21 protein-coding genes are annotated in these 21,098 nt (G+C 69.1%); 8 read left to right on the top strand and 13 right to left on the bottom strand.

Features of this window, described 5'->3' with window-relative positions; genetic code table 11:
* Nucleotides 1-266: 266 nt before the first annotated feature.
* Nucleotides 267-1,487, top strand: a complete 1,221-nt coding sequence (locus ACFWY5_RS22405) for a GNAT family N-acetyltransferase (protein ID WP_379609195.1) — start codon at nt 267-269, stop codon at nt 1,485-1,487.
* Here the strand turns inward: ACFWY5_RS22405 and ACFWY5_RS22400 are convergent.
* Nucleotides 1,484-2,677 carry an amino acid deaminase/aldolase gene (locus ACFWY5_RS22400; RefSeq protein WP_379634014.1) on the bottom strand — a complete coding sequence of 398 codons (1,194 nt, stop codon included), beginning with the start codon at nt 2,675-2,677 and terminating at the stop codon, nt 1,484-1,486. The two genes, ACFWY5_RS22405 and ACFWY5_RS22400, sit on opposite strands and share 4 nt — an antisense overlap.
* Nucleotides 2,678-2,798: 121 nt before the next feature.
* Between ACFWY5_RS22400 and ACFWY5_RS22395 the strand changes: the two genes are divergently transcribed.
* The gene (locus ACFWY5_RS22395) at nt 2,799-3,401 is read left to right on the top strand and encodes a DUF6286 domain-containing protein (RefSeq protein ID WP_379634012.1); all 603 of its coding nucleotides are present in this window, start codon (nt 2,799-2,801) and stop codon (nt 3,399-3,401) included.
* On the top strand, nt 3,401-3,901 hold the full coding sequence (locus ACFWY5_RS22390) for a hypothetical protein (RefSeq protein WP_379609199.1): 501 nt from the start codon (nt 3,401-3,403) through the stop codon (nt 3,899-3,901). The genes ACFWY5_RS22395 and ACFWY5_RS22390 overlap by 1 nt, the downstream gene beginning before the upstream one ends.
* A gap of 116 nt (nt 3,902-4,017) precedes the next feature.
* Here the strand turns inward: ACFWY5_RS22390 and ACFWY5_RS22385 are convergent, their stop codons facing one another.
* Complete coding sequence (locus ACFWY5_RS22385; protein WP_379634010.1) at nt 4,018-4,599, bottom strand: TetR/AcrR family transcriptional regulator; 582 nt, start codon at nt 4,597-4,599, stop codon at nt 4,018-4,020.
* 78 nt (nt 4,600-4,677) lie between these two features.
* Here ACFWY5_RS22385 and ACFWY5_RS22380 point away from each other — a divergent pair, with 78 nt between their 5' ends.
* A complete protein-coding gene (locus tag ACFWY5_RS22380; protein WP_379609201.1) occupies nt 4,678-5,085 on the top strand; it encodes a VOC family protein in 408 nt (135 codons plus the stop codon).
* A gap of 224 nt (nt 5,086-5,309) precedes the next feature.
* On the opposite strand, the gene ACFWY5_RS22375 is transcribed toward ACFWY5_RS22380, so the two are convergent.
* Complete coding sequence (locus ACFWY5_RS22375) at nt 5,310-7,736, bottom strand: PKD domain-containing protein (RefSeq protein WP_379634008.1); 2,427 nt, start codon at nt 7,734-7,736, stop codon at nt 5,310-5,312.
* 51 nt (nt 7,737-7,787) lie between these two features.
* Nucleotides 7,788-8,192, bottom strand: coding sequence for a winged helix-turn-helix transcriptional regulator (locus tag ACFWY5_RS22370; protein ID WP_379609203.1), 405 nt, complete (start codon nt 8,190-8,192; stop codon nt 7,788-7,790).
* An 80-nt stretch (nt 8,193-8,272) separates the two neighbouring features.
* Here ACFWY5_RS22370 and ACFWY5_RS22365 point away from each other — a divergent pair, with 80 nt between their 5' ends.
* From ACFWY5_RS22365 to ACFWY5_RS22350, 4 genes are all read left to right on the top strand, one after another.
* Nucleotides 8,273-9,088 (top strand): SDR family NAD(P)-dependent oxidoreductase, encoded by an 816-nt coding sequence (locus ACFWY5_RS22365; RefSeq protein ID WP_379634006.1) that lies wholly within the window; start codon nt 8,273-8,275, stop codon nt 9,086-9,088.
* A gap of 35 nt (nt 9,089-9,123) precedes the next feature.
* On the top strand, nt 9,124-10,206 hold the full coding sequence (locus ACFWY5_RS22360) for a serine hydrolase domain-containing protein (RefSeq protein WP_379634004.1): 1,083 nt from the start codon (nt 9,124-9,126) through the stop codon (nt 10,204-10,206).
* Between the two features lie 2 nt (nt 10,207-10,208).
* Nucleotides 10,209-10,916, top strand: coding sequence for a MerR family transcriptional regulator (locus ACFWY5_RS22355; protein ID WP_379609206.1), 708 nt, complete (start codon nt 10,209-10,211; stop codon nt 10,914-10,916).
* A gap of 102 nt (nt 10,917-11,018) precedes the next feature.
* Nucleotides 11,019-11,228 carry a hypothetical protein gene (locus ACFWY5_RS22350; protein WP_379609207.1) on the top strand — a complete coding sequence of 70 codons (210 nt, stop codon included), beginning with the start codon at nt 11,019-11,021 and terminating at the stop codon, nt 11,226-11,228.
* 318 nt (nt 11,229-11,546) lie between these two features.
* Here the strand turns inward: ACFWY5_RS22350 and cyaB are convergent, their stop codons facing one another.
* The 9 genes from cyaB to gcvT all read right to left on the bottom strand — a co-directional run bounded on the left by cyaB (nt 11,547) and on the right by gcvT (nt 21,043).
* Nucleotides 11,547-12,110, bottom strand: a complete 564-nt coding sequence (cyaB, locus tag ACFWY5_RS22345; RefSeq protein ID WP_379609208.1) for a class IV adenylate cyclase — start codon at nt 12,108-12,110, stop codon at nt 11,547-11,549.
* Nucleotides 12,111-12,119: 9 nt separating this feature from the next.
* Nucleotides 12,120-13,193: an aldo/keto reductase gene (locus tag ACFWY5_RS22340; protein ID WP_379634002.1), complete on the bottom strand. Its 1,074-nt coding sequence runs from the start codon at nt 13,191-13,193 to the stop codon at nt 12,120-12,122.
* 11 nt (nt 13,194-13,204) lie between these two features.
* Nucleotides 13,205-15,349, bottom strand: coding sequence for a B12-binding domain-containing radical SAM protein (locus tag ACFWY5_RS22335; RefSeq protein WP_379634000.1), 2,145 nt, complete (start codon nt 15,347-15,349; stop codon nt 13,205-13,207).
* Between the two features lie 67 nt (nt 15,350-15,416).
* A complete protein-coding gene (locus ACFWY5_RS22330) occupies nt 15,417-15,920 on the bottom strand; it encodes an ATP-binding protein (protein ID WP_379633998.1) in 504 nt (167 codons plus the stop codon).
* A complete protein-coding gene (locus ACFWY5_RS22325) occupies nt 15,917-16,327 on the bottom strand; it encodes a hypothetical protein (RefSeq protein ID WP_379633996.1) in 411 nt (136 codons plus the stop codon). The genes ACFWY5_RS22330 and ACFWY5_RS22325 overlap by 4 nt, the downstream gene beginning before the upstream one ends.
* Nucleotides 16,328-16,383: 56 nt before the next feature.
* The gene (locus tag ACFWY5_RS22320) at nt 16,384-17,613 is read right to left on the bottom strand and encodes a helix-turn-helix domain-containing protein (protein WP_379633994.1); all 1,230 of its coding nucleotides are present in this window, start codon (nt 17,611-17,613) and stop codon (nt 16,384-16,386) included.
* 474 nt (nt 17,614-18,087) lie between these two features.
* Nucleotides 18,088-19,464, bottom strand: a complete 1,377-nt coding sequence (locus ACFWY5_RS22315) for an L-serine ammonia-lyase (RefSeq protein WP_379609216.1) — start codon at nt 19,462-19,464, stop codon at nt 18,088-18,090.
* 65 nt (nt 19,465-19,529) lie between these two features.
* Nucleotides 19,530-19,919, bottom strand: a complete 390-nt coding sequence (gcvH, locus tag ACFWY5_RS22310) for a glycine cleavage system protein GcvH (protein ID WP_379609218.1) — start codon at nt 19,917-19,919, stop codon at nt 19,530-19,532.
* A 32-nt stretch (nt 19,920-19,951) separates the two neighbouring features.
* On the bottom strand, nt 19,952-21,043 hold the full coding sequence (gcvT, locus tag ACFWY5_RS22305; protein WP_379609219.1) for a glycine cleavage system aminomethyltransferase GcvT: 1,092 nt from the start codon (nt 21,041-21,043) through the stop codon (nt 19,952-19,954).
* Nucleotides 21,044-21,098: the final 55 nt, after the last annotated feature.

The following is a 21,098-nucleotide window of genomic DNA, read 5'->3' as shown; positions in this document are numbered from 1 at the left end:
AGCCCACGTGCCCCCAGTGCCGGGGGAGCCGGGTGCAGTGGGTCGGCGGCATCCCGCTGGCCTGTCACCGCTGCAACAGCCCAGGGTGGGACGATCCGGACACGGCGTTGCTCCGCCTGTGCCGGTGCTGCCTGGGAAGTGGCGAAGTGGTCGCGGTGGACGAGGAACGCCGCGCTCTGGTGCAGGCCGCGTGCCCGGTGTGCGCACGCTCGGAGTAGCGGAAACTCGATGGACGCACGGCGCCGGGCGGTGTCATAGTCGCGGCCGTGAGCACGAACAATCCCGTCTCGCTGCCCGGTGGCCTGGAACTACGCCAGGCGCGGCCCGCGGACCTCGACCAGATCAGCGCCCTGCTCGCCGAACGCGGCGAACCGGTCGACGCCGTGGACCACCGGCTGGTCGTGGAGGATCCGGAGGCCGGATGGGAATCCTGTGCCGTGGTCGTCGACGGGGACCGGGTCGTCTCGACCGCCACGCTGCTCGATGAGAACGTTCGCATCGGCGGGGTGCGGCTGCCCGCCGGACAGGTCGAGCTGGTCGCCACCGACCGCGCGTACGAGGGGCGTGGGCTGGTACGGGCCCTCATGACGTGGGCGCACGAACGTTCCGCGGCGCGTGGGCACGTCATCCAGACGATGATCGGGATCCCGTACTTCTACCGGCTGTTCGGCTACGAGTACGCCATCGACATTCCTCCGGCGCTGAGCGTGCGCCGCCTGCCGCACGGGGACGAGGCGCCCACGCTCCGCCGGGCCGAGCCGTCCGACCTGTCCGCGCTGCGGGCGCTGCAGGACGTGACGCAGAGCCGGTTCGACGTGGCCATGCCGCACTCCGCGGCGTGCTCGCGCTGGCTGCTGGCCCACGACGGCAGCAGCACCTGGGTGCTGGAACGGGACGGCGCGGTCGTCGCCTCGGGCCGGGTCTCGCCGCCGGACGGCGAGATCCTGCTCGCCGAGCCCGCCGCCTCCGACGAGGCGGCCGCGCGTGACCTGCTGCGCGGCGTCGCCGCGCTCGCGCCGGGCAGCGAGCTGCAGGTCGTCCACCGAGCCGGTACGGTCACCGCAACCGCCTGGCAGGAGTTCGTGAAGGACGAGCCACGCGAGGAGCCGGAGCAGTACTACGTCCGGATCCCGGACGCCGCGGCGCTGCTCGACCGGCTGCGGCCGCTGCTCTGGCAGCGCCTCACCGAATCCGGGGTGGACTACGCGGAGCCGGATCTGGTGATCACGACCTTCGGGGCGCACTACCGGATTCCGGTCACCGCCGACGGCCTCGGCCAGGTCACGGCCGGTGGCCAGAAGCAGGGGCCCGGCCCGACGGGCGCGGCGGTGGCGCCGGACTACCTGCCCGCCCTGGTGTTCGGGGCGCAGGGGATGGCCGGGCTGACCCGCGTCAGGCCCGACGTCTACACGAGGCGGGGAGAGCTGTTCCGGGCCCTGTTCCCGCCGCTGACGGCGGACCTGCTCACGTTCTACGTGCCGTACTAGAGGAAGGTGCGGCCCTCGCCGCGGTAGGTGGGGACCTGGTCGACGAGCTCGTCGCCGTCGATCAGGTGCAGGGTGTCGAAACGTTCGCACAGCTCGCCCGCCTTGGCGTGGCGGAACCACACGCGGTCGCCGACCCTCAGGTCCTGGGCGGCCTGGCCGAGCAGCGGGGTCTGGACCTCGCCCGCGCCCTCGTCGGCCGCGTACCGCAGCCCCGCGGGGAAGTAGGGCTGGGGCAGGCGGCTGGGCCCCGCCGCTCCCGAGGCGGGGTAGCCGCCGCCCAGTACGGTCACGATGTCGGGGGCCGGCCGGCGCACCACCGGCAGGGCGAACAGCGCGGCGGGACGGCCGCTGACGCCCCGGTAGAAGTCGAACAGCCGCGGATGGAAGAACCCGGACCCGGCCGCCACCTCGGTGACGGCCTTCTCGCGGACGGTGCGTTCGACGCTGCCGGTGCCGCCGCCGTTGACGAAGTCGAGGTCGGCGACCCGGCGGACCGCGTTGACGATACGGCCCCGCCGGATGATCAGCTCGCGGGCCGAACGGCTCTGCATGAGGCGGACGAGACGGGTGTAGGCGGCGTTCCCCGGCGGGTCGTCGCCCACCCCGGCGATCTGGGCCTCGTAGGCCATGAGGCCGCTCAGCCTGAGGCCGGGGCGTTTGGCGATGGCGGCGGCGAGTTCGGCGGCCTGCTCGGGCTCGCGGATCGTGGAACGCAGCGCTCCGGCCCGGAACTTCCCGCTCAGGGCGATGAACGCGGCGTCGATGTCGATGCACAACCGGATCTCGTGCCGGGACGGCACCCCGGCCACCGCGTCCTCGACGAGGTCCAGGTGACCGACGGAATCCACGGTCAGCACGATCTCGCGGGCGGCCGCGGCGTCTGCCGCCAGGCGGGCCAGCGCCTGCCTGTCGGCGGTCGGATAGGCCACGAGGATGTCCGTGAAACCCTGGCTCACCAGCCACAACGCCTCGGGCAGGGTGAAGGCCATGATGCCCTGGAAGCCGTCCATCGCCAGGATGCGTTCGAGCACCGGTCGCGATCGCACCGACTTGCTGGCCACCCTGATGGGCTTGCCGGCGGCCCGCCGTACCAGATCCGCGGCGTTGGCGCGCAGGGCGGCCAGGTCGAGGATCGCGAACGGTGGTTCGAGCGCGGCGGTGGCGCGGTCGTAGCGCTGACGGTCGTCCATGGCTGCAGCGTAACCGGACATGAGCATGATTCGCATTCTTCGGAAGTCCCGTAATGATCCGGCAAACCGGCGGCGGGGAGGGCGACGGGCGGCTATGAGGCGTGTACCCATGGTCGATGTGATGACCACGCTCCAGCAGCGGCTGCCGGGCGCAGCTTCCCTCGCCCAGCCGGAGACTCCGCGCAAAAGGTTCACCCGGGCGCTCAAGCCCGCCCGCACACCCGCCGGCGTGACGCTCGCGCTGGCACTTGCCGCCGGGCTCGGCCTGACCGCCGCCGAGCTGGTCGCGGCGCTGATGGGGACGCCGCTGGGATGGATTCCGCTGGACCGGGTGCTCGCCGTGGCCGGCCGTACCACGTGGTGGGAGATCTCCTTCGCGGCGCTCGTGCCGGTGATCGGCGGCGCGGGGCTGCTGGCGCTGGCGATCGTGCCGGGACGTTCACGGCTGGTCCCGGTCGAGACCGCCGACCCGCTGATCGTCATCGGCATCACCCGTTCCGGGCTGCGCCGCACGCTGCGCGCGGTCGCCCAGAACGTCGACGGCGTCGCCCGCGCCCGCGTCCGGCTGCGCAAACGCGCGATCGAGGTGACCGTGACCACGGGATCGGAGAGCTCGGGCGCGATGCTCAGGCAGGTCGGCACCGCGGTGGGCGATCGGCTGGCCGGCCTCGGCGCGATCTGCGCGGGCGAGGTCGTGGTACGGCTGCGCACCAGGGGGCTGTGATGCGCCAGTACTCTGGCAACCGGATCGGCCTGGCCGTCGTCGGCACGATCCTGCTCGCCGCCGGCGCCTACGCATACCTGCGCGGCCAGAACCTGCTGCCCGGCCTGGCCCCGCGCGCGAAGGTCCTGCCCGACAACGCCGCCGAGTCCATCGCCGCGCAGCCGTGGATGCTCTGGCTGCTGGCGCTGACCCTGCTCGTGCTCGCCCTGCTCTCGCTGCGATGGTTCCTGCTCGGTCTGGGCTGGGGCCGCAGGGGCGCGCGCAGCGGGACGGGCACCGCGATGTTGTGCGTGGGCCTGAAGGACGTCGAGGGCCTGACCGGCGCGGCCGTCCGCGTCGTGGGCGACGCCGACCGGCTCAACGTCCACCTGGCCTGCCCCGCCGCGGCCGACGTGGGCACGATCGTGAACAAGCTGGACCGCGAGATCATCGGCCGCATCCGCCGCGAGGTCTGCGAGGACGACCGCGGCGCCGTGGTCCGCCTGCACGTACGCCGCTAGCCGCGCATCGAAACGTTCGCTCAGCCGCGCATCAAAACGTTCGCTTGGGCGCGCGTTGAAACGTTCGCTTGGGCGCGCGTTGAATCGTTCGCTTGGGCGCGCAGCGAGTTGTTCGCTCAGGCGCGCAGCGAGTCCAGTAACCGGGCCAGCGCGGCCTGGGTGTCGGCCAGGTCGTGCGGCCCGCCCGCCGCGGCCAGCCAGAGCGCCGCCTCGTTCATCGCGCCGGACAGCAGGTGGGTCAGCGGCTCGACCGGCTGGCGCGCGATGACGCCCAGCTCGACCAGCCCGGTGAGCGCCTCGCCCAGGTGGCGCGCGGAGTTGTCCGTGTCGAGCTGCCGCCACTGCGCCCATCCGAGTACGGCGGGGCCGTCCACCAGCATGATGCGCTGCAGCAGAGGATCGGTGCTGGCCGTCAGGAAAGCCTGGCAGCCCGCCACCAGCTGGTCCCAGGGCTCCTTCTCGGCGTCGGCCGCTGCGACGACCCGCGCGGCCACCTCCTGCTGCACCTGGTCGAGCACGGCGCGGAACAGCTCGGCCTTGCCGGCGAAGTGGTGGTAGAGGGCGCCCTTGGTCACCCCGGCGGCGGCGACGATCTCGGCCAGCCCGACCGCGGCGTACCCCTGACCGGCGAACAACCTCCTGCTCTCGCGCAGCAGCGTCGTGCGCGTTTGCTCACGTTGCTCGGCCCGGGTGCTCACATCGACCTCCAGTTGACATACCGACGGTATGCGAGCTAGTTTACTTCACATACCGATGGTATGCGAAAGGAATCCCTCATGAACGTCAGCAGCTTCTACCCGGTCATCGGCAGCTCCCGGCTGGCCGAGTCGCGTGACTTCTACGTGCGCCTGTTCGGGTTCGAGATCACCTTTGAGGCCGATTGGTACGTCAGCCTGCGCCGGGGCGCCCACGAGCTGGCCCTGCTGGACTACGAGCACCCCACGGTGCCCGCCGCGTACCGTAAGCCTGCCCAGGGCATCCTGCTCAACGTCGAGGTGGACGACGTGGACGCCGAGTGGGAGCGCCTCGTGCTCACGGAAGGACTGAAGCCCGAGCTGGAGATCAGGACCGAGGACTTCGGCCAGCGCCACTTCATCGTCGCCGACCCCAACGGCGTCCTGGTCGACGTGATCACCAACGTCGCGCCGTCGGAGGAGTTCGCCGATGGCTACACCGCCGGGTGACTGGCAAGTCTGGCCGGGGGGTCAGCGTGAGGGCCGGTCGTGAGGGGTACGTCATCCCTTCCCCGACATGGCGAGGAGAACGCGATGACCCCTGGTTGCGGCAACTGCAGCTGCTCGGACGCGATGTCCACCGGCACCCCGCCGCGCTGGCAGATCGTGCGCGTCGAGTAGCCGTCCGCGATGCCCCCGCCCCGCGCTGAAGGGCGGGGGCACCACCCGGCCCGCTAAACGTTGACGCCGTTGAGCACGCTCACCTGGAACGCGATCGCCGCGGGCGTGGCGGCGGGATCCAGGCGCACGGCCTCCGCCCTGGCCATGGCCGTGGCGAACGAGGTGTCCGGGACCTGGTCGCCGTCGCCGTCCACGAGTTCGTCCAGCGTGTGGGCGCCGTCGGCGAAGTTCAGCCAGGCCGTCAGCAACTGGGCGTCGAGCTGACGACGCGGGTCGATACCCCTCGGCGTCAGCGCGGTGAACGCCCGATCCCTGGTCGAGACGTCCACGACCTCGGAGAACACCCTGCTCATGTGCTCCACTGTGCGCAGCAGGCAACCCACGGGCGCTCCGCCGGGACGCATGCGCAGCGCCCAGAAGGCCAGCAGCCTCGGCCCGCCGCCGTCGCCGGTGACGACCAGCGTCGCCTCGTCCGCTGCCCGACCGCCGTCGTCGTCGGCCGCCGTCACGCGCACGCCGTACACACAAGGCCTGGTCCAGGTGTGGCGGGCGACGTCGCGCACGTCGCGCGGCCGCACGTCGGGGCTGGGGTCGGGGTCGGCGCCCGGCGGATCGATCAGGTACGCGGTGCTCGTGCTCTGCCCATCGCCCCAGGTCCAGGTGACGGTCAGGTCGTCGCTGCCGGGGTCGGTGCCGCGCGCGGCCCACTCCGCCGCGACCCCGGCGCGGGCGACGCGCGTGCCCGGCCCCTCGATGGCGACGGCCGGCGCGAGGTTGGCGACGGTGACCGCGGCCGTGTCCTTGCCCGTGCGTCCGCCCTGGTCGGTGACGGTCAGCGTGACCGTGAACGTGCCGTCGTCGCCGTAGACGTGCGTGGCCTGCGCGCCCGTGCCCGTGGTCCCGTCGCCGAAGTCCCAGGCATAGGTGAGCGTGCCCGTCCCCGTCGCACCGCCGGTGAAGGCCACCGGCGCGTTCTCCACTCCGGTGTACGGTCCCCCGGCCTCGGCCTTCGGAGCCAGCGCCTGCTCGACGCGTTCGCGGATCTCCGCCGCGACCTCACCGGTGATCTCCGGCGGCGTCGGCGAGTGCGCGCCGTCGGCGTAGTCGGGGTCGTCGCGGAAGTTGTAGTCGAGGTTGGCCCAGTCGTCGTGCCCGGTCAGCGTCTGGCCGGGGCTGGCGCGGCAGTCGTCGAAGCCGAGATTGTTGATGTCGACGGGGACCCGCGCGGCGTCCTGGCTGTTGTTCTCGTTCCAGTCGAGCCAGCCGTTGGCCTGCGCGCTGCTCAGGCCGCCGGCGCCGCCGTCCGCGCTCCAGAACGTGAAGTCGGTCCCGCCGGCGCCGACGCCGTCGGACTCCAGCAGCGAGTTCTCCTTCAGCTCGGTCAGCGCCCCGCGGGAGTAGTCCAGCCGGTTCGGCCCCGCCACCTGCGGGATCAGCGTGGTCTGGAAGGAGTAGCCCATGACGCTGATGTAGTTCGGCTTGCAGTTGGTGTCGTCGGCGCCGCCGTGACGCAGGCCCAGGTTGTGGCCGAACTCGTGCATGAGCGTGCCCGCCTGCTCCCGGACGGTGCCGACGTGGTGGCCCGCGGCGTTCATGCCCCAGGGCGCGCCGCCGAGCGTCACCAGAACGTCGTTTCCGTGGATCTCGGCCCGTCCCGACGAGGTGTCGCCGTCGCGCTCGTGCCCGAACATCACGTAGTGGTAGACCCTGCGTTTGGCCTCGATGACCTCGGGCCTGGCCCGCTCGGCGACCGTGCCGAACGCGCCGGCCTTGATCGTGTCGAACTCCGTCCACGTGGTCACGTCGTCCTCGTGGGCGAGTTCCTCGTCCTGGTCGATGTGCAGGGTGATCCCGGTGCTGCCGTCCGGGTTGACCACCGGGGCGGCGGCGAACGCGGCCACGACGTCCTGGCCGGCCGCGGGCAGCAGGTCGTGCTGCCGCATGTGGTCGAGCTCCAGGTAGATGTCCTTGCGGCGGCGGTTGGCGCCGGTCAGCGTGAGGTCGGTGACGCCGTCGCCGTTCCCGTCGATGCCCGAGGTCTCCCATTCGTCGAGAATCCCGTCGAGGTCGGTGTCGCCGCTGACGGTGAGCCTCGTCGTGCACGTGGCCAGGATGGTCGCGCCCGTGTGCGACGAGGTGACCTGGATGGTGACGTCGTCGGTTCCGATGGGCGCCGCGCCGGTCGTGAGGTGCGTGTTCACGTTGACCCCGGTGCCGCCGCCCACGTTCCTGACGAGGTAGGTGTGGCGGGGGCCGTAGAAGTCGTTCTCCAGCATCACCGCGGTGAACGTGGTGTCGGGATCGCTCGCCGTCGGATTGCGGAAGCTGAAGTCGAGTGCGAACGTTTCACCGGGCGCCAGAGTCAGGTGCCGCGCGCTGAACCCGCAGCCCGCGGCGGGCGCGGCGAGCGCCGCCTCGCTCCGGCCGGGATCCACCGCGATGAGCGCCGCTGCCAGGAGCAGCACCATGGTCGTTTTCACGCCAGGGAAGATCACCCAGCGAAGATCATCAGAAACCCCGCATCATGGAATTCAACCCTCATATCTGGATCGCGACGCGTTGATCTCGGCCTCGTGGCGCACCGCCCAGTCGGCGAGGGCGGACACCGGTTCGAGCAGCGTCCTGCCCAGCGGCGTCAGGCTGTACTCGACACTGGGCGGCACCGTGGGGAACACCTCCCGATGCACCAGCCCGTCCGCCTCCAGCCCGCGCAGCGTACGGGTCAGCATGCGCTGGCTGATGCCCTCGATCGAGCGGTGCAAATCGTTGTAACGATACGGGCGCTTGCCGAGCAACGCCACCAGCAGCAGGCTCCACCGGTCGCCCATGCGCCGGAACACATCACCGGCCGGGCACTCGTCAAGTTCCGCCAGGGGCACCGGCCGAGGAAGCTCGTGAGCCTGGATGGAGGGGACACGCGTGTTCGTACCTGACATCAAACTGCCTTCTTCCGGCCTCCGGCGTGCGCACCGCACGATGGGTCTCGCTGACAACGAGCCTATGGAGGAGAAGCGCCGTGCCCAAGACCGTGATCATCAGTGGCGGCACCGACGGCATGGGCCGCGCGACCGCTCTGGAACGGCTCGCGCGCGGCGACCGCGTCACCGTGATCGGCAGCGACCCGGCCAAGGGCAAGGCGCTACTCGCCCACGCCGCCAGCCCTGACCTGCGCTTTCTCCAAGCCGACCTCTCCTCGATCGCCGAGGTGGACCGGGTCGTCGCCCACCTGCACGACTCCCACGACGCCATCGACGCGCTCGCCCTGTTCGCCAACCGGGTCAGCCCGAAGCGGCGGGAGAACGCGGAGGGGCTGGAGTTCACCTTCGCCCTGTACTACCTGAGCCGCTACCTGCTCAGCCACCGCCTGATCCCGCTGCTCGACGCCGCCCCCGATCCAGTGATCATCAACGTGGCCGGAGTGGGCAACACGGCGGGCGGCATCGCCTGGGAGGACCCGCAGCTGACCCGCCGCTACGGTCAGATCCGCGCCCAGCTCCAGGCCGGCCGCGCCAACGACCTGCTGGGCGTGGCCTTCGCCGGCAACGCCGGCAGCAAGGCCCGCTCCGTGCTCTACCACCCCGGCTTCACCCGCAGCGGCACCGGCCACCAGAATCCCCTGGTCAGAGGCGCACTCAAAGTGCTCGCCAGGCTCTTCGCCCGGCCCGTCCCCGACGCGGTCCGGCCGATCGTGGGCTGGATCGACCGGCCCCCATCGGCGGCGCTTTCCGCCTTCGACCGGGGGCGGGAGGTCGACCTGTCGCTGAAGACACTCGACCCGGCGGACGCCGCCCGGCTGGCCGCCTATACCGAGAAACTGCTCCAGAGGGCTTGACCCTGACCCTGCGTCAGGGGTCGAGCATCGGATCCATGACAAGCACATACGACAGATCTGTCCTTGAGGCCGACCTTCAGGCCATCCACGACAAAGGCATCCCCGGTCTGCTCGCCGTGGCGCACACGGGCAGGGAACTGCTGACCGCCCACCGCGGCACGACCTCCGGTCGGCCCATCGCCCACGACAGCTTCTTCCGGATGGGCAGCACGGGCAAGACCTTCACCGCCACCGTGGCGCTCCAGCTTGTCGGCGAAGGCCGGCTCTCCCTCGACGACACCGTCGAGGACTGGCTCCCGGGCGTGGTGCGCGGCAACGGCAACGACGGCACCAAGATCACCGTCAGGCGGCTGCTCCAGCAGACCAGCGGCCTGCCCGAGTACATGTTCGACGTCCCGATCTGGACCGCGGCGGACTTCCGCGAGCATCGCTACGACTCCTACACCGCCGAGGACCTCGTGGCCCTCGCCATGCGCCACGAACCCCACTGGATCCCGGAACCCGGCGACCGCCGCTGGAGCTACTCCAACACCAACTACACGCTGACCGGAATGATCATCGAGAAGGTCACCGGGAACCCCCGACCGCAGGAGGTGACGGACCGGATCCTCCGCCCCCTCGGCCTCGACCGCACCTTCTCCCCGGGCGACGACCCCAAGCTCCCGGACCCGCACCCGATCGGCTACACCGAATTCCCCGACAGCCCCGAGCCGGTGGAGACCACCGAATGGAACCTCACCGCCGCCAGCGCCGCAGGCGACCTCATCACCACGATGCCCGACCTCGTGCGGTTCTGGCAGGCCCTGCTCGGCGGCGAACTCCTCAACCCGGCCGAACTCGCCGCCATGAAGCAGACCGTCCCCGCCCCCGAATGGGACCCCGTCTTCCCCGGCGCACGCTATGGCCTCGGCATCGCCCAGCTCCAATCCCCCTGCGGCCCCTATTGGGGTCACGCGGGCAACACCCCCGGCCACACCACCCACAGCGGCTTCACCGAGGACGGCCGCCGCGGAATGGTCCTGCTCACCACCCTGTGGGCCCCCAACGAGAACGCCCTCCCCATCGAGAAGCTCATCAACACCGCCATCGACCACCTGATGTGCGACGCGAAGATATAGAGATGCTCACCATCGGCCGGCTCGCCGCACACACCGGCGTGACGGTACGCGCCGTCCGCCACTATCACCATCTCGGCCTGCTGCCCGAGCCGGAGCGGGACGCCTCCGGATATCGCCGGTACGGCGCCGCGGCCGTCGTCGACCTGATCCGGATCAAGACCCTGGCCGACGCCGGCGTTCCGCTCGCCCGCATCGACGAACTCCTCCACGCCGGCCCCGGCCACTTCGCCGAGGCCGTCACCGAGATCGACCACTCCCTGGCCGAAAAGATGGACCAGCTCCGCGAACACCGCAGGCGCATCTCCGAACTGGCCGCCGGAGACCGCCTGTTCCTCCCAGAGGACGTCGTGCGCATCCTCGACCGCCAGCGTGCCCTGGGCGTCGGCGAGGGTCTGGTGCGCTTGGAACGCGACGTCTGGATCATGCTCGCCGCCCAGACACCCCAAGCCGTACCCGAATGGGTCGCCGTCAAGAGCGCGGCCCTTGACGATCCGGCATTCGTCGAGCTCTACCGGACGATCTCCCACGCCCTGGACTGGTCGCCCACAGATCCACGCCTACCGGACCTCGCCGAACAGATCACGACCTGGCACCACCGAAACCTCGACCGACCCGGCCCGGACTCCACGGTCCCGGCGGACCTGATGTTCGCCCACGTCCTGCAATCATCACCGGCACTGCGACGACTGCTGGTGGCCGATCCAAGGTGACGACCTGGATGGCTACGCCCCGCGATGACCAGCCCATCGCCCCTTGCGAAGATCGTGCTAGCTTCCTGGGTTGCTGTGGCGGCCGACAGATGTGGGGCAACGATGTTCACGTACGAGTTCGGTGTTGTCGAGTGGCTATGGGATACGAACGCCATCCGGGTCAACCTGCCGGGAGGAAACGAGCGCGTGCTCTCCGGCAGCTACGACGAGGTGGTCGCGGTGCTCTCCGAACTCGGCGGCCAGGGCTGGGACGTTGCCACCTGCGCTGCCCAAAGCAACTGGCTGTTCTGGACCATGCGACGCCAGCGCTGATCGCCACCAGACAGCTGTCGAGAGTCACGGCCTGGAGACTTCGCGCAGGCCCAACGGGATGGGCGCTCATGGAGTTGTGTTCGAGTCTTCAACGGCCGGGTCGGCGAGCCTTTTGACGCATCCACGGATAGGCAGCGCTTGCGTCATAGTCCGTGATCTGGCCCGCTCTCCTTCGCTGGGGGAGCGGGCACTTCGTCGTCTCCTGGTCCTGCTACCGCTGCGCATGGGAATACCCATCCGGTAGGCCCGATCGCGGGTGGCGGGGAGGTCGCCCTGGAACTGGTGCTCTCGCTCGTCTGCTCTTTGGCGAGCAGGAGCTCAGACGGCCGGGTGAAGTCCCAGCGTCATGTGCGGGTAGCCCGCATGGATCCGCTCCCCGAGCTCGATGCCGAGGCTCGCGATGAACGTGGTGATCGCGGCTGTGGCTTGCTCGATGCTGTCGGCATGGCCCTTGAACTCGAACTCGACGAAGTTGCCCAGGTCGGCCACGGCGTCGAAGGCGACCGCGATGCCGTCCAGGTGCCACTCCTCCCGGGTCTTGTCCACCACTGTCAGCTTGGTGAAGTCGAGGGATTGGAGGGTGTGCCGGACGGCGTCAGCGTCGGAGATGCGGCTCTCGTACTCGTCGCAGTGCGTCTTGATCTTCGCTTCCAGCGGGTACCACCGCTTGAAGTTGAGTGAGGCGTTTCCCGCCTCCTCCCGGATACGTAGCCACTCGGAGATGACCTCGCCGTTGAGGAAGTCCTTGTGCGGCGCGTTGAAGTAGGTGTCGACCTGCCGCGAGGACTCCCCGGCCTGGGCGCCCCGCTCTGCGAGGGTGGCCTTCAGGTCCTCCACCGGAGTGAGGAGGCGGAACTTCTGCTCGACCTCGGTGTACTCCATGATCTGCTCCTATCGGGTGTGTACGGCTGGGGAGGGGCGCTGCGCCAGCATGACGCGAAGAGGCTCGGTGAGGTGCCTGATCTCGTCAATGTCCTCGGCACTCAGGAGACTTTGAAGAGCGTCGATGCTTCCGGTGATCTGGCTGGGGCTACGGAAACCGACCAAAGCGACAGCATGGGGATCGGAGTGGAGGGCGTATCGCAGGGCGACGCGCGCCAGGTCCGCGGGCCGGTAGCCGAAGCGGCGCCCGAGCGGAGCCAGCGCGTTGTGGATGGTTTGCAGGAACTCCCAGGTGAATCGAGGGTCGTCGTGCCGGTGGTCTTCGGGAGGGAACACCGGTAGGGCGTCCGGGCTGTAGGTGCCCAGCAGAAGCCCTTGGCCGAGGACCTGTTTCAGGAGAACGCCGATGCCGTACCGCTTGGCGTAGGCGAAGATGTCGGTCTCGCGCGCGGAATAGGTGGGGCTCATCAGGTTGTGGCGAACGGTGACCACGTCGGGCTGAATACGGTCGAACAGGCGAAGGAAACGGGCCGTCTCCCGCGCCTTGGGGTGGCTTGCGTCGTCTGCCCACTCGGCGGCGAACTCGTGCGGGGCTCGCATGCCGGTGGCACGGATCATGCCGTCTTCCCGCAGCTCTTCCAGCATTTCGGCGGCCTCGATCAGATACCGGTCGGAAGGGCCGAAGTCGGCGCTGTGCAGGAAGTAGATGTCCAAGTAGTCGGTACCGAGGTTGTCGCACGTGGTCTCGAACTGGCGCAGGATCTGCCGCGCCTGGTAGGGGTGGGCGGCCGTACCAGCGAAGTAGCCCACCTTGCTGGAGATCACGAGGTCGGAGCGGTCAACCTGGGCCAGGAGCTTGCCGACCAGTCGTTCGGAAGCACCCATGCCGTACACGTCGGCGGTGTCGTACAACGTGACGCCGAGCTCATAGGCGCGCACGAGGGCCGCGTACGCCTCTTCTGGATCCACCCCTGCCCAGCCGATGGGCACACCGCGGTTGCTGGCCAGGCCGCCGATCGTCCAGCAGCCGGCGCCGATGGCCGAGACGTCGCGGGCGAGCCCGTGCAGGTGTCGACGTTCCATGTTGCCTCCTGTCAGGTTCCACAGGGGTCTGCGGCGTTGATCAGCCGCCACTCGTCGATGTCCGCCCAGCGGGTGTGCTCACGTTCCAGGAGGAGGGCCTGGTCCCTTGGTAGGACGTTGGCGACCTGCTCGACCACCAGGCCCATACGGATGGTGAGCGCGGCGGCGTGGTCGTTCAGGGCGTAGCGCAGGTTTACGCGCAGTTTCTCAGCGTCGGGGGTGTCTTCGATGGCTTGGATCATGCGCCCGAACACGCTGTACGCGGCGTCCTTGAGGATCACGCGGGCCTGCCGAACGGCCTGGCGCGGTATGCCGTCGAGGATCTTCTCCAGCGACTTGAGGGTGTAGTCCAGCGCGAAGTTGCGATCCACCCACAGCTGGGCCCATTCGCTGCACACGCCGATACGGGGATCAGCGAACCGGGCATCCTGACGACCCATGGAGGGCCGGATGTCGCCGGTCAGGCCCGCGGCCTGGGCCTGCCTGGTGTAGGCCGCGCCGATCAGGCACTCCATGGAGACCAGCATGTAGGAGATGCCGCCGTAGAACGGCCTGCCGGCCGAAAGCCGGGCTACGAACTCGGGGTCGTGGACGCCCTCGGCGATCTCCTCGGGAGTCAGGTGGGGTGACGGCTTCAGCAGCAGATCCGTGCGGCCCTGGAAGGCGTACGTTTCCTTCAGTTCGTCGACGGTCATGAGCTGGTCGAAGGTGATGTACGTGTACCGGGTGGGCACGCCGAGAGCCGACAGAGTGCGGATGGCCAGGGCGTTCTGGGCGCCGGTGGTCTCCTTGTTGAAACGGGCCAGGACGGAATCCACACCCGACTCCACGCCGAACAGACAGCGGCGCAGGCCGCGTTCGACCAGGGCCCGCCACATGATGGCGCGTTCCTCGTGCCAGGCGCGGTCCCGGTCCAGGCGGACCACCTGGTCGATGCGGCAGCTCGTCTCCCAGCGGAATCGGGCGCGGTGCAGGGTGCTGGCCATCTCCAGCGCCCGGGTCACGGAGTCGGGGCCACGTCCGATGAACTCTTCGTCGACCAGGTAGATGGTGCGGGAGATACCGGGGTAGCGGTCGAAGACGCGCCCCATCTGGTCGAGGACCCACGGGAGGGTGGCCGGTTGGGCGCCGAACCATTGACCCTTGTGACCGCGCGGGCAGAAGGAGCAGAAGTTGGTGCAGCCGCGGGAGGCTTCGAGTTGGGCCACGCCGTGGTGGTCGAAGGTGGCGGGCAGGAGATCCAGCTCGGGGATGATGTCGTCCTGGGCGCGGCTGATTGGCTTGGGGGTGTGCCGCCGGCCGATGGCGAGGGTTCCGGTTCCTCGGGCTGCCCCGTTGTAGCCGATGCCGTGGATCTGCTCCCGGCCGATATCGCCGTGCCAGTGGGCGAGCAGGTCGGTGATGGTTGTCTCTCCGGCTCCCCGGGCGATCAGCAGGTTCGGGTAGAGGTCGAGCAGGAGCGCCTCGTTGCGGACGGTCAGGCTCCCTCCAGCGATGACCATGGGCGCGTTGGGCAGGCCGTAAACGGCCTCCAACAGTTTGATCATCAGGTCGTGCTGGCCGAAGGTGGCCGAGATCCCCAGAATGTCGGGCGGGTCATCGGCAATGGCGCGCAGCAGATCGGGAAGGGTGACGCCGAGCTGCATGTCAGCCATCGTGACCTCGCCGAGCAGCGTTGAGCGGGCAGCGCGGGCCAGGTCGCTGATGGCCAAGGGAAACCGGGGCAGCGGGAAGATCTCGGGGTGATACAGCGCGGCCAACAGGGTCCGCGGACGAGCAAGCCGGTGGACGGCGTATTCGTCGAGGCGCATCGCCGACAGCCAGGAGTCAGGTGTCTGCAGATGGACATGACCATCCGTCCAGGCGGGCCACTCTCTGCTGTGGTGTGGCTCACCTGACAGGTCGGCGGCGACCCACGCGGCGCCCTGCTGCTGGACGAATACCAGCCGCCGGTCCAGTGACCCGGTGACGCGGACCTGCGTGGCATGGCCCTGGAGACGGCTGTCGAGGTGGTGACGCAGCTCGGCGGGGGAGATGAGGAGCCGCTCCGTCTCGGCGTCGAGGTTGCGTGAGCCGGTGTAGTCAGGTGCGACAGCGCGGAGCAGGAGGTTCAGCCGTTCGACCGGGCTGTGGGCAGAGATAGTTCGCATGCTCATGATCACTCCATGCGGGGTGAGGTGGAGTCTGCGGCGAGTGGAAGGGAGCTCGGACCAGCGCGGAGGCTCAGGCGCTGGTCAGAGCGCGGGAAGGAGACAGGCCCACGGTCGGGGCCGAGGCGGCGCAGACGATGCCAGCCAGATGCTTTCTCAAGGACAGGGAGGGCTGCGCCTTCGGCAGTTGCAGGCGCATGCGTGCCCAGACCCGCTTGCCGTCCATGAGCAGGTCAGTGCCCCACTCGATGGACAGGCTTTCGACCAGGAAAAGGCCGCGCCCGTGCTCGTCCTCGTCGGCTGAGACGCTGACGCAGGGTTTGTCGAGCGAGTTGTCCTGCACTTCCAGATACGCCTCGTTGTCCTCGGCCCACAAAGTGACGGAGATGGCGCCGCCCCCAGCGTGCTGGAGCGCGTTGGTCATCAATTCCGAGGCCACCAGTTGCAGGTTCTCGTCGATGACCGGTTCGAGGCGGTAGTCCCAGGTGGCCAGCTGCTGGATGATCCTCTTGCGGGTCACGGGCAGGATGGCGGCGTCGGCGGGCAACGTCCAGCTCATGGAGGAGGGCGCTGTCACCGCGTCGGCTCCTTGCGACTGAACTGCCGGATCAGCTCCTCCGCCTGGTTTTCGGCGACGATGAGAAAGCCGTCGTGGATGCTGCCGTCGTCGTAGCGGAGCTGAATCTCCAGTGTCCAGTGGCCGGCCTCAGCGTCGTGGTTCAGCTGGACCTTCGTGGTGGCGTGACTGATCTGGGATGAGATCTGCCGGAGCGTGGAGCCATCCGCGGCGGCCGACCATTCTTCGCCGCCCCCGGGCGCCTGGAGATGGAAGGTCAGCCACTCGGAGCCACGCTCTCCGGGCAGGCCGACGACGACGCCGATGCGGTTGTTCTTGGCGCTGTCAACGGCCAGGTCGCCGAGCTGCGGCCAGGGCCGCCGGGAGATTTTGTCCTTACGGTCAGCTCGGTCATCGGGGGGTGTCATGCCCAGGACGGTAAATTCCCGCCAGGCCCCGAATATGAATCAGAGGAATACCCCGGTCATCCGTCCAGGTGAAAGCGGTCAGACATGCGGCGAAGTTCTTCCCGGGTCGCCACGCGCTCGGCGTAGACCAGGGAACGCAACGTAGATCGCGCGATGGGGTGATTGCGGACGAGCTGGGGCGCGAGCTTCTCAGCGATCTTGAGTTGGCGGAGGGCCTTGTCCCGGTTTCCATTCCACAGCCACGCTCGGGCAAGGTCCATGTGATGGTGTCCTTGCCGGGAGTGCGGAAGGGCTGCAACCACGCTGGGGTGAGTCTTGGAGTTTAGTGCCAAGGCGCGGGCCTGATCGCCTGCCTCCAGCGCTACGGACACGGCGTGGATGGCGACGTTGCCGCTGGAGAAGGTGAGCGAGTGCCGGTCGTAGACCCGCGGGCCCGTTTCGGCAGTGACTCGGTCGGCAGCCACCTTGGCGAGCGCGACACGGTCCATCGCTTCCTCCGGTGCGCTCGCGCGCGCAGCGGAGATGGCTCCGCGCAGTTGCAGGCTTCCCCAGGCTCGGACGGTCAGCCGGTCGCCCCGGTCGTAGGCCGGTTCGAGGTCCCGCAGGGCCTTGTCGGTCAGGGCGATGGCGTCATCCCAGTCGGCCGTGGCCCACATGTCCCAGACTCGCATCCAGTCTGCTACGGCAGGCATGACCGGGTCGCCGGAGTGACGGGCTGCCCATGCTGCCCGCTCGCATGACATCGCGACGAGTTCGGGGTGGCCCAGGGTATGAGCGGCGGTGTGGGCGAACTTGCACATCACTGCGTACAGCGCGAAGGCTTCCTCGCGCTCGTGGTCGGAGGAGACTTCCGCCAGGGCGCGGGCCTCGCGCATGAGGTCTGGAAGAGACCGCAGAATGGCCACGTTCGCGGCGGCGTCCCGAAGCCGGTGCAGACGGGACATCTCGCCCCACAACACTCCGGATTCGCGTGGCGTCCCGTCGAAGACGGGCGTGAGGTCATAGCGGCGAAGCTCTCGCATGATCGCCGAGGCGGCGATCTGCCATTGGTTCTCGGCTGGCGAGCTGGAGTAGGGGCGGCCGATCAGCTTGTTGGGATGGACGTGCAACTCGGCGGCCAGATGGTTCAGCAAGGCGACGCTGTCCAGCTCGACGAGGCCGTTTTCCACCTTGGATACCCAGCCCTGGGACCGGTTCAGCGAGGCTGCAAGGTCGGCCTGGGTGATCCCCAGGTCCAGTCGGGCGCGCTTGACCCGGCGGCCGATCTTCTCCGCTTCCTCCAGCATCAGCTCACTCCAGGGTCCGTTCGAGGCGTGCTGCATCCAAGGCTAGGCCCGCAAGACGCACTTATGTCCAGCCCTGCCGACAAATCGGCCCTGGACTACGAATGCGGTGGTCGTCACGATGGCGGGTGGAACGGCACCTGATCTGCCTGAACGCGGACGCGCTGTGGATTGGCAACGAAGCGGAGAAGTTCGGTCATCGCCCAGACGAGAGACGAGCTGGGATGGGCGCCGAGGCACCTAGCTCAGCCGGGAATCCACCCTGGCGCAATAGCAGGACGTCAGCCACGTGGGGAGCGCGAGGGTTCTCCCTCGCCCGGGGTGTGGGGCAGAGCCCCACTGTCGCAGCCCGAGCCCCAATGCGCGAAGCGCTCCCATGGGGAGGACCGCGCCCTCAGCCGGGGTGTGGGGGCTGCGCCCCCACTGGACGCTGCCTGAACCCTTAGCGCGTAGCGCCCCTCCGTGAAGACCTTGCTTTTAGCATTCGATGACGTTGACGGCCAGGCCGCCGCGTGAGGTCTCCTTGTACTTGTCGAGCATGTCCCGGCCCGTGTCGCGCATCGTCTTGATGGCCTTGTCCAGGCTGACGAAGTGGCGGCCGTCGCCGCGCAGGGCGATGCGGGCGGCGGTGATGGCCTTGATGCTGGCCACCGCGTTCCGTTCGATGCACGGGATCTGGACCAAGCCGCCGATCGGGTCACACGTCAGACCCAGGTTGTGCTCGATGCCGATTTCCGCCGCGTTCTCCACCTGTTCCGGGGTCCCGCCCAGGACCTCCGTCAGGCCTGCCGCGGCCATGGAGCAGGCTGAGCCTACCTCGCCCTGGCAGCCCACCTCAGCACCCGAAATAGACGCGTTCTCCTTGAACAGGACGCCGATCGCGGCCGCTGTCAGCATGAAGCGGACCACGCCCTCGTCGTTCGCCTGGGGGACGAAGCGCGTGTAGTACGTCAGGACTGCCGGGATGATGCCTGCCGCGCCGTTCGTCGGGGCGGTCACGATGCGGCCCCCGGCGGCGTTCTCCTCGTTGACGGCAAGGGCGAACAACGAGACCCAGTCCATCGTCTGGAGCGGGTCCTTCTCGGGGGACTCGCTGCACAACTGGCGGTGAAGCTGGTGGGCGCGGCGGCGGACCTTCAGGCCGCCGGGCAGCATGCCTTCCTTGCTGATGCCCCGGCTCACACACTCGGCCATGACCCGCCACAGGTTCAGGATGCCGTCGCGGATCTCCTGCTCGGTACGGCCGAAGGCCCTCTCGTTCTCCAGCATGAGCCCGGAGATGGACAGGCCGGTGTTGTGGCAGTGCTTCAGGAGCTCTTCCGCGGAGGTGAACGGATAGGGAACGACGGTGTCGTCGGGCTTGATGCGGTCGGCGCCGGTGGCGTTCTCGTCGACGACGAAGCCGCCGCCCACGGAGAAGTACACCTTCTCGCGGAGCTTCTCCCCGTCGGCGGCGAAGGCGGTGAAGCGCATGCCGTTCGGGTGCTCGGGCAGGCTGATCTTGCGTTCGAAGACCAGGTCCTCGCCGACGACGAACGGGATCTCGCGCTCGCCGTACAGGCGGACGGTTCCTGCGGCGCGCATGGCGGCGAGGCGTTCGTCGACGGTGTCGACGTCGACGAGTTCGGGCTTCTCGCCGGACAGGCCGAGAAGCACGGCCTTGTCACTGCCGTGGCCCTTGCCGGTCAGGCCGAGGGAGCCGTAGAGGATGGCCTCGACCCGCGCGGTCCGCTCGACGAGGCCGTCTTCGTGCAGGCCGCGCGCGAACTTGTGCGCGGCTGCCATCGGGCCGCCGGTGTGCGAGCTCGACGGGCCGATTCCGATCTTGAAAAGGTCGAAGACGCTGATCGCCATTGATGCGTCCTTCCGCAACAGGGGGGAGGGCGGTGCCGGGGCCCATGCCGGGCCCCGGCGGTTGGTCAGGAGTCGCCGGAGGTGAGTGCTCCGTACTCCTCAGCTGAGAGGAGGTCCTCCGGGTCGCCTTCGAGGCGTACCCGGAACATCCAGCCCTCGCCGTAAGGGTCGTTGTTGACCAGCGACGGGTCGTCCACGACGGCCTGGTTCACCTCGGTGACCTCGCCGCCGACCGGGGCGTAGATCTCGCTCACCGACTTGGTCGACTCGACCTCGCCGATGGAGTCGCCGGCCTCGACGTTGGAGCCCGCCTCGGGAAGCTGCACGAAGACGACGTCACCCAGGGCCTCGGCGGCGAAGGCCGTGATGCCGACGGTCACGGTCCGGCCGTCGTCGAGACCGGCCACCCATTCGTGCTCCTTGGTGTAGCTCAGCTCGTCAGGGATGCTGCTCACTTACGTCCTCCTGCTAGTTACTGCGCTTGTATTCACGAACGGGCGCTGCGCTTGTAGAAGGGCAATGCGACGAGGTCCATGCCCTCCTGGCTGCCCCGGATGTCCACGGCCACGCCTTCGGTGACACCAGTGTCCACGTAGGCCATCGCGATGGGCTTACCCAGGGTCTGGGAAGGGGCCCCGCTGGTGACCTCGCCGACCACGGCGCCGTCCTTGGTCACCGGGTACCCGTGGCGGGGGACCCGGCGCCCGTGCGCCACCAGTCCGACCAGGCGCCGCCGCGGCGGGTCGTTCTTGACCGCCTCCAGCGCCGCCCTGCCGACGAAGTCGCCGGGCTTGTCGAATTTCACCACTCGGCCCAGGCCCGCGTCGAACGGGGTGAGCGCGGTGGACAGCTCGTTGCCGTAGAGCGGCATGCCGGCTTCGAGGCGCAGCGTGTCGCGCGAGGACAGTCCCGCCGGAATCAGCCCGTACGGCTCGCCCGCCTTGACCAGCGCCTGCCACAACGGCACCGCGTCCTCGTTGGCGATGAACAGCTCGAAGCCGTCCTCGCCGGTGTAGCCGGTGCGGGCGATGAGCGCCTGGGCCCCGGCGACGACGCCGGGCAGCCCGGCGTAGTACTTGAGTCCGGGCAGGTCGGCGTCGGTGAGCGAGGAGAGGATCTCCTGGGCGCGCGGACCCTGCACGGCGATGAGCGCCCACTGCTCGGACCGGTCGTCCACGACGGCGTCGAACCCGGCGGCGCGCGCGGTCAGCTCGCGGGCCACGAGGAGGTAGTTGGAGGCGTTGGCCACGACCATGAACTGTTCGTCGGCGAGCCGGTAGACGATCAGGTCGTCCAGGACTCCGCCGTCCTCCCCGACGATCATCGTGTAGCGGGCCCGTCCGGGCGCCAGCGCCGAGAGGTGGCCGACGAGCGCGTAGTCGAGTGCCTCGCCCGCCTGGGGCCCGGTCAGGAAGATCTCGCCCATGTGCGAGAGGTCGAACAGTCCGGCGGCGGTGCGCACGGCGTTGTGCTCGGCGGACTCGCTGCCGTAGCGCAGCGGCATCAGCCAGCCGGCGAAGTCGGTCAGCGTCGCGCCGAGACTCTCGTGAACGTCTCGCAGCGGTGTCGGTCGGGACATTGGTCTTCGCACCTCAGGGCAGGGTCGGATGCCAGCATCCTCCCCCTCTGTCATC

Source organism: Nonomuraea sp. NPDC059007 (genome assembly GCF_042740555.1).
Taxonomy (GTDB): Bacteria; Actinomycetota; Actinomycetes; order Streptosporangiales; family Streptosporangiaceae; genus Nonomuraea.
The sequence above is the reverse complement of the archived record's forward strand: the minus strand, read 5'-3'. Positions and strand labels throughout refer to the sequence as shown.

What these genes read in the sequence shown, in the direction of transcription:
- cyaB (WP_379609208.1), bottom strand. Translation starts at nt 12,110, where the DNA reads ATGGAGTACACCGAGGTCGAGCAGAAGTTCCGCCTCCTCACTCCGGTG.
- ACFWY5_RS22355 (WP_379609206.1), top strand. Translation starts at nt 10,209, where the DNA reads ATGCTCACCATCGGCCGGCTCGCCGCACACACCGGCGTGACGGTACGC.
- ACFWY5_RS22390 (WP_379609199.1), top strand. Translation starts at nt 3,401, where the DNA reads ATGCGCCAGTACTCTGGCAACCGGATCGGCCTGGCCGTCGTCGGCACG.
- ACFWY5_RS22350 (WP_379609207.1), top strand. Translation starts at nt 11,019, where the DNA reads ATGTTCACGTACGAGTTCGGTGTTGTCGAGTGGCTATGGGATACGAAC.
- gcvT (WP_379609219.1), bottom strand. Translation starts at nt 21,043, where the DNA reads ATGTCCCGACCGACACCGCTGCGAGACGTTCACGAGAGTCTCGGCGCG.
- ACFWY5_RS22395 (WP_379634012.1), top strand. Translation starts at nt 2,799, where the DNA reads ATGACCACGCTCCAGCAGCGGCTGCCGGGCGCAGCTTCCCTCGCCCAG.
- ACFWY5_RS22360 (WP_379634004.1), top strand. Translation starts at nt 9,124, where the DNA reads ATGACAAGCACATACGACAGATCTGTCCTTGAGGCCGACCTTCAGGCC.
- ACFWY5_RS22370 (WP_379609203.1), bottom strand. Translation starts at nt 8,192, where the DNA reads ATGTCAGGTACGAACACGCGTGTCCCCTCCATCCAGGCTCACGAGCTT.
- ACFWY5_RS22400 (WP_379634014.1), bottom strand. Translation starts at nt 2,677, where the DNA reads ATGGACGACCGTCAGCGCTACGACCGCGCCACCGCCGCGCTCGAACCA.
- ACFWY5_RS22325 (WP_379633996.1), bottom strand. Translation starts at nt 16,327, where the DNA reads ATGACACCCCCCGATGACCGAGCTGACCGTAAGGACAAAATCTCCCGG.
- ACFWY5_RS22315 (WP_379609216.1), bottom strand. Translation starts at nt 19,464, where the DNA reads ATGGCGATCAGCGTCTTCGACCTTTTCAAGATCGGAATCGGCCCGTCG.
- ACFWY5_RS22380 (WP_379609201.1), top strand. Translation starts at nt 4,678, where the DNA reads ATGAACGTCAGCAGCTTCTACCCGGTCATCGGCAGCTCCCGGCTGGCC.
- ACFWY5_RS22335 (WP_379634000.1), bottom strand. Translation starts at nt 15,349, where the DNA reads ATGAGCATGCGAACTATCTCTGCCCACAGCCCGGTCGAACGGCTGAAC.
- ACFWY5_RS22320 (WP_379633994.1), bottom strand. Translation starts at nt 17,613, where the DNA reads ATGCTGGAGGAAGCGGAGAAGATCGGCCGCCGGGTCAAGCGCGCCCGA.
- ACFWY5_RS22340 (WP_379634002.1), bottom strand. Translation starts at nt 13,193, where the DNA reads ATGGAACGTCGACACCTGCACGGGCTCGCCCGCGACGTCTCGGCCATC.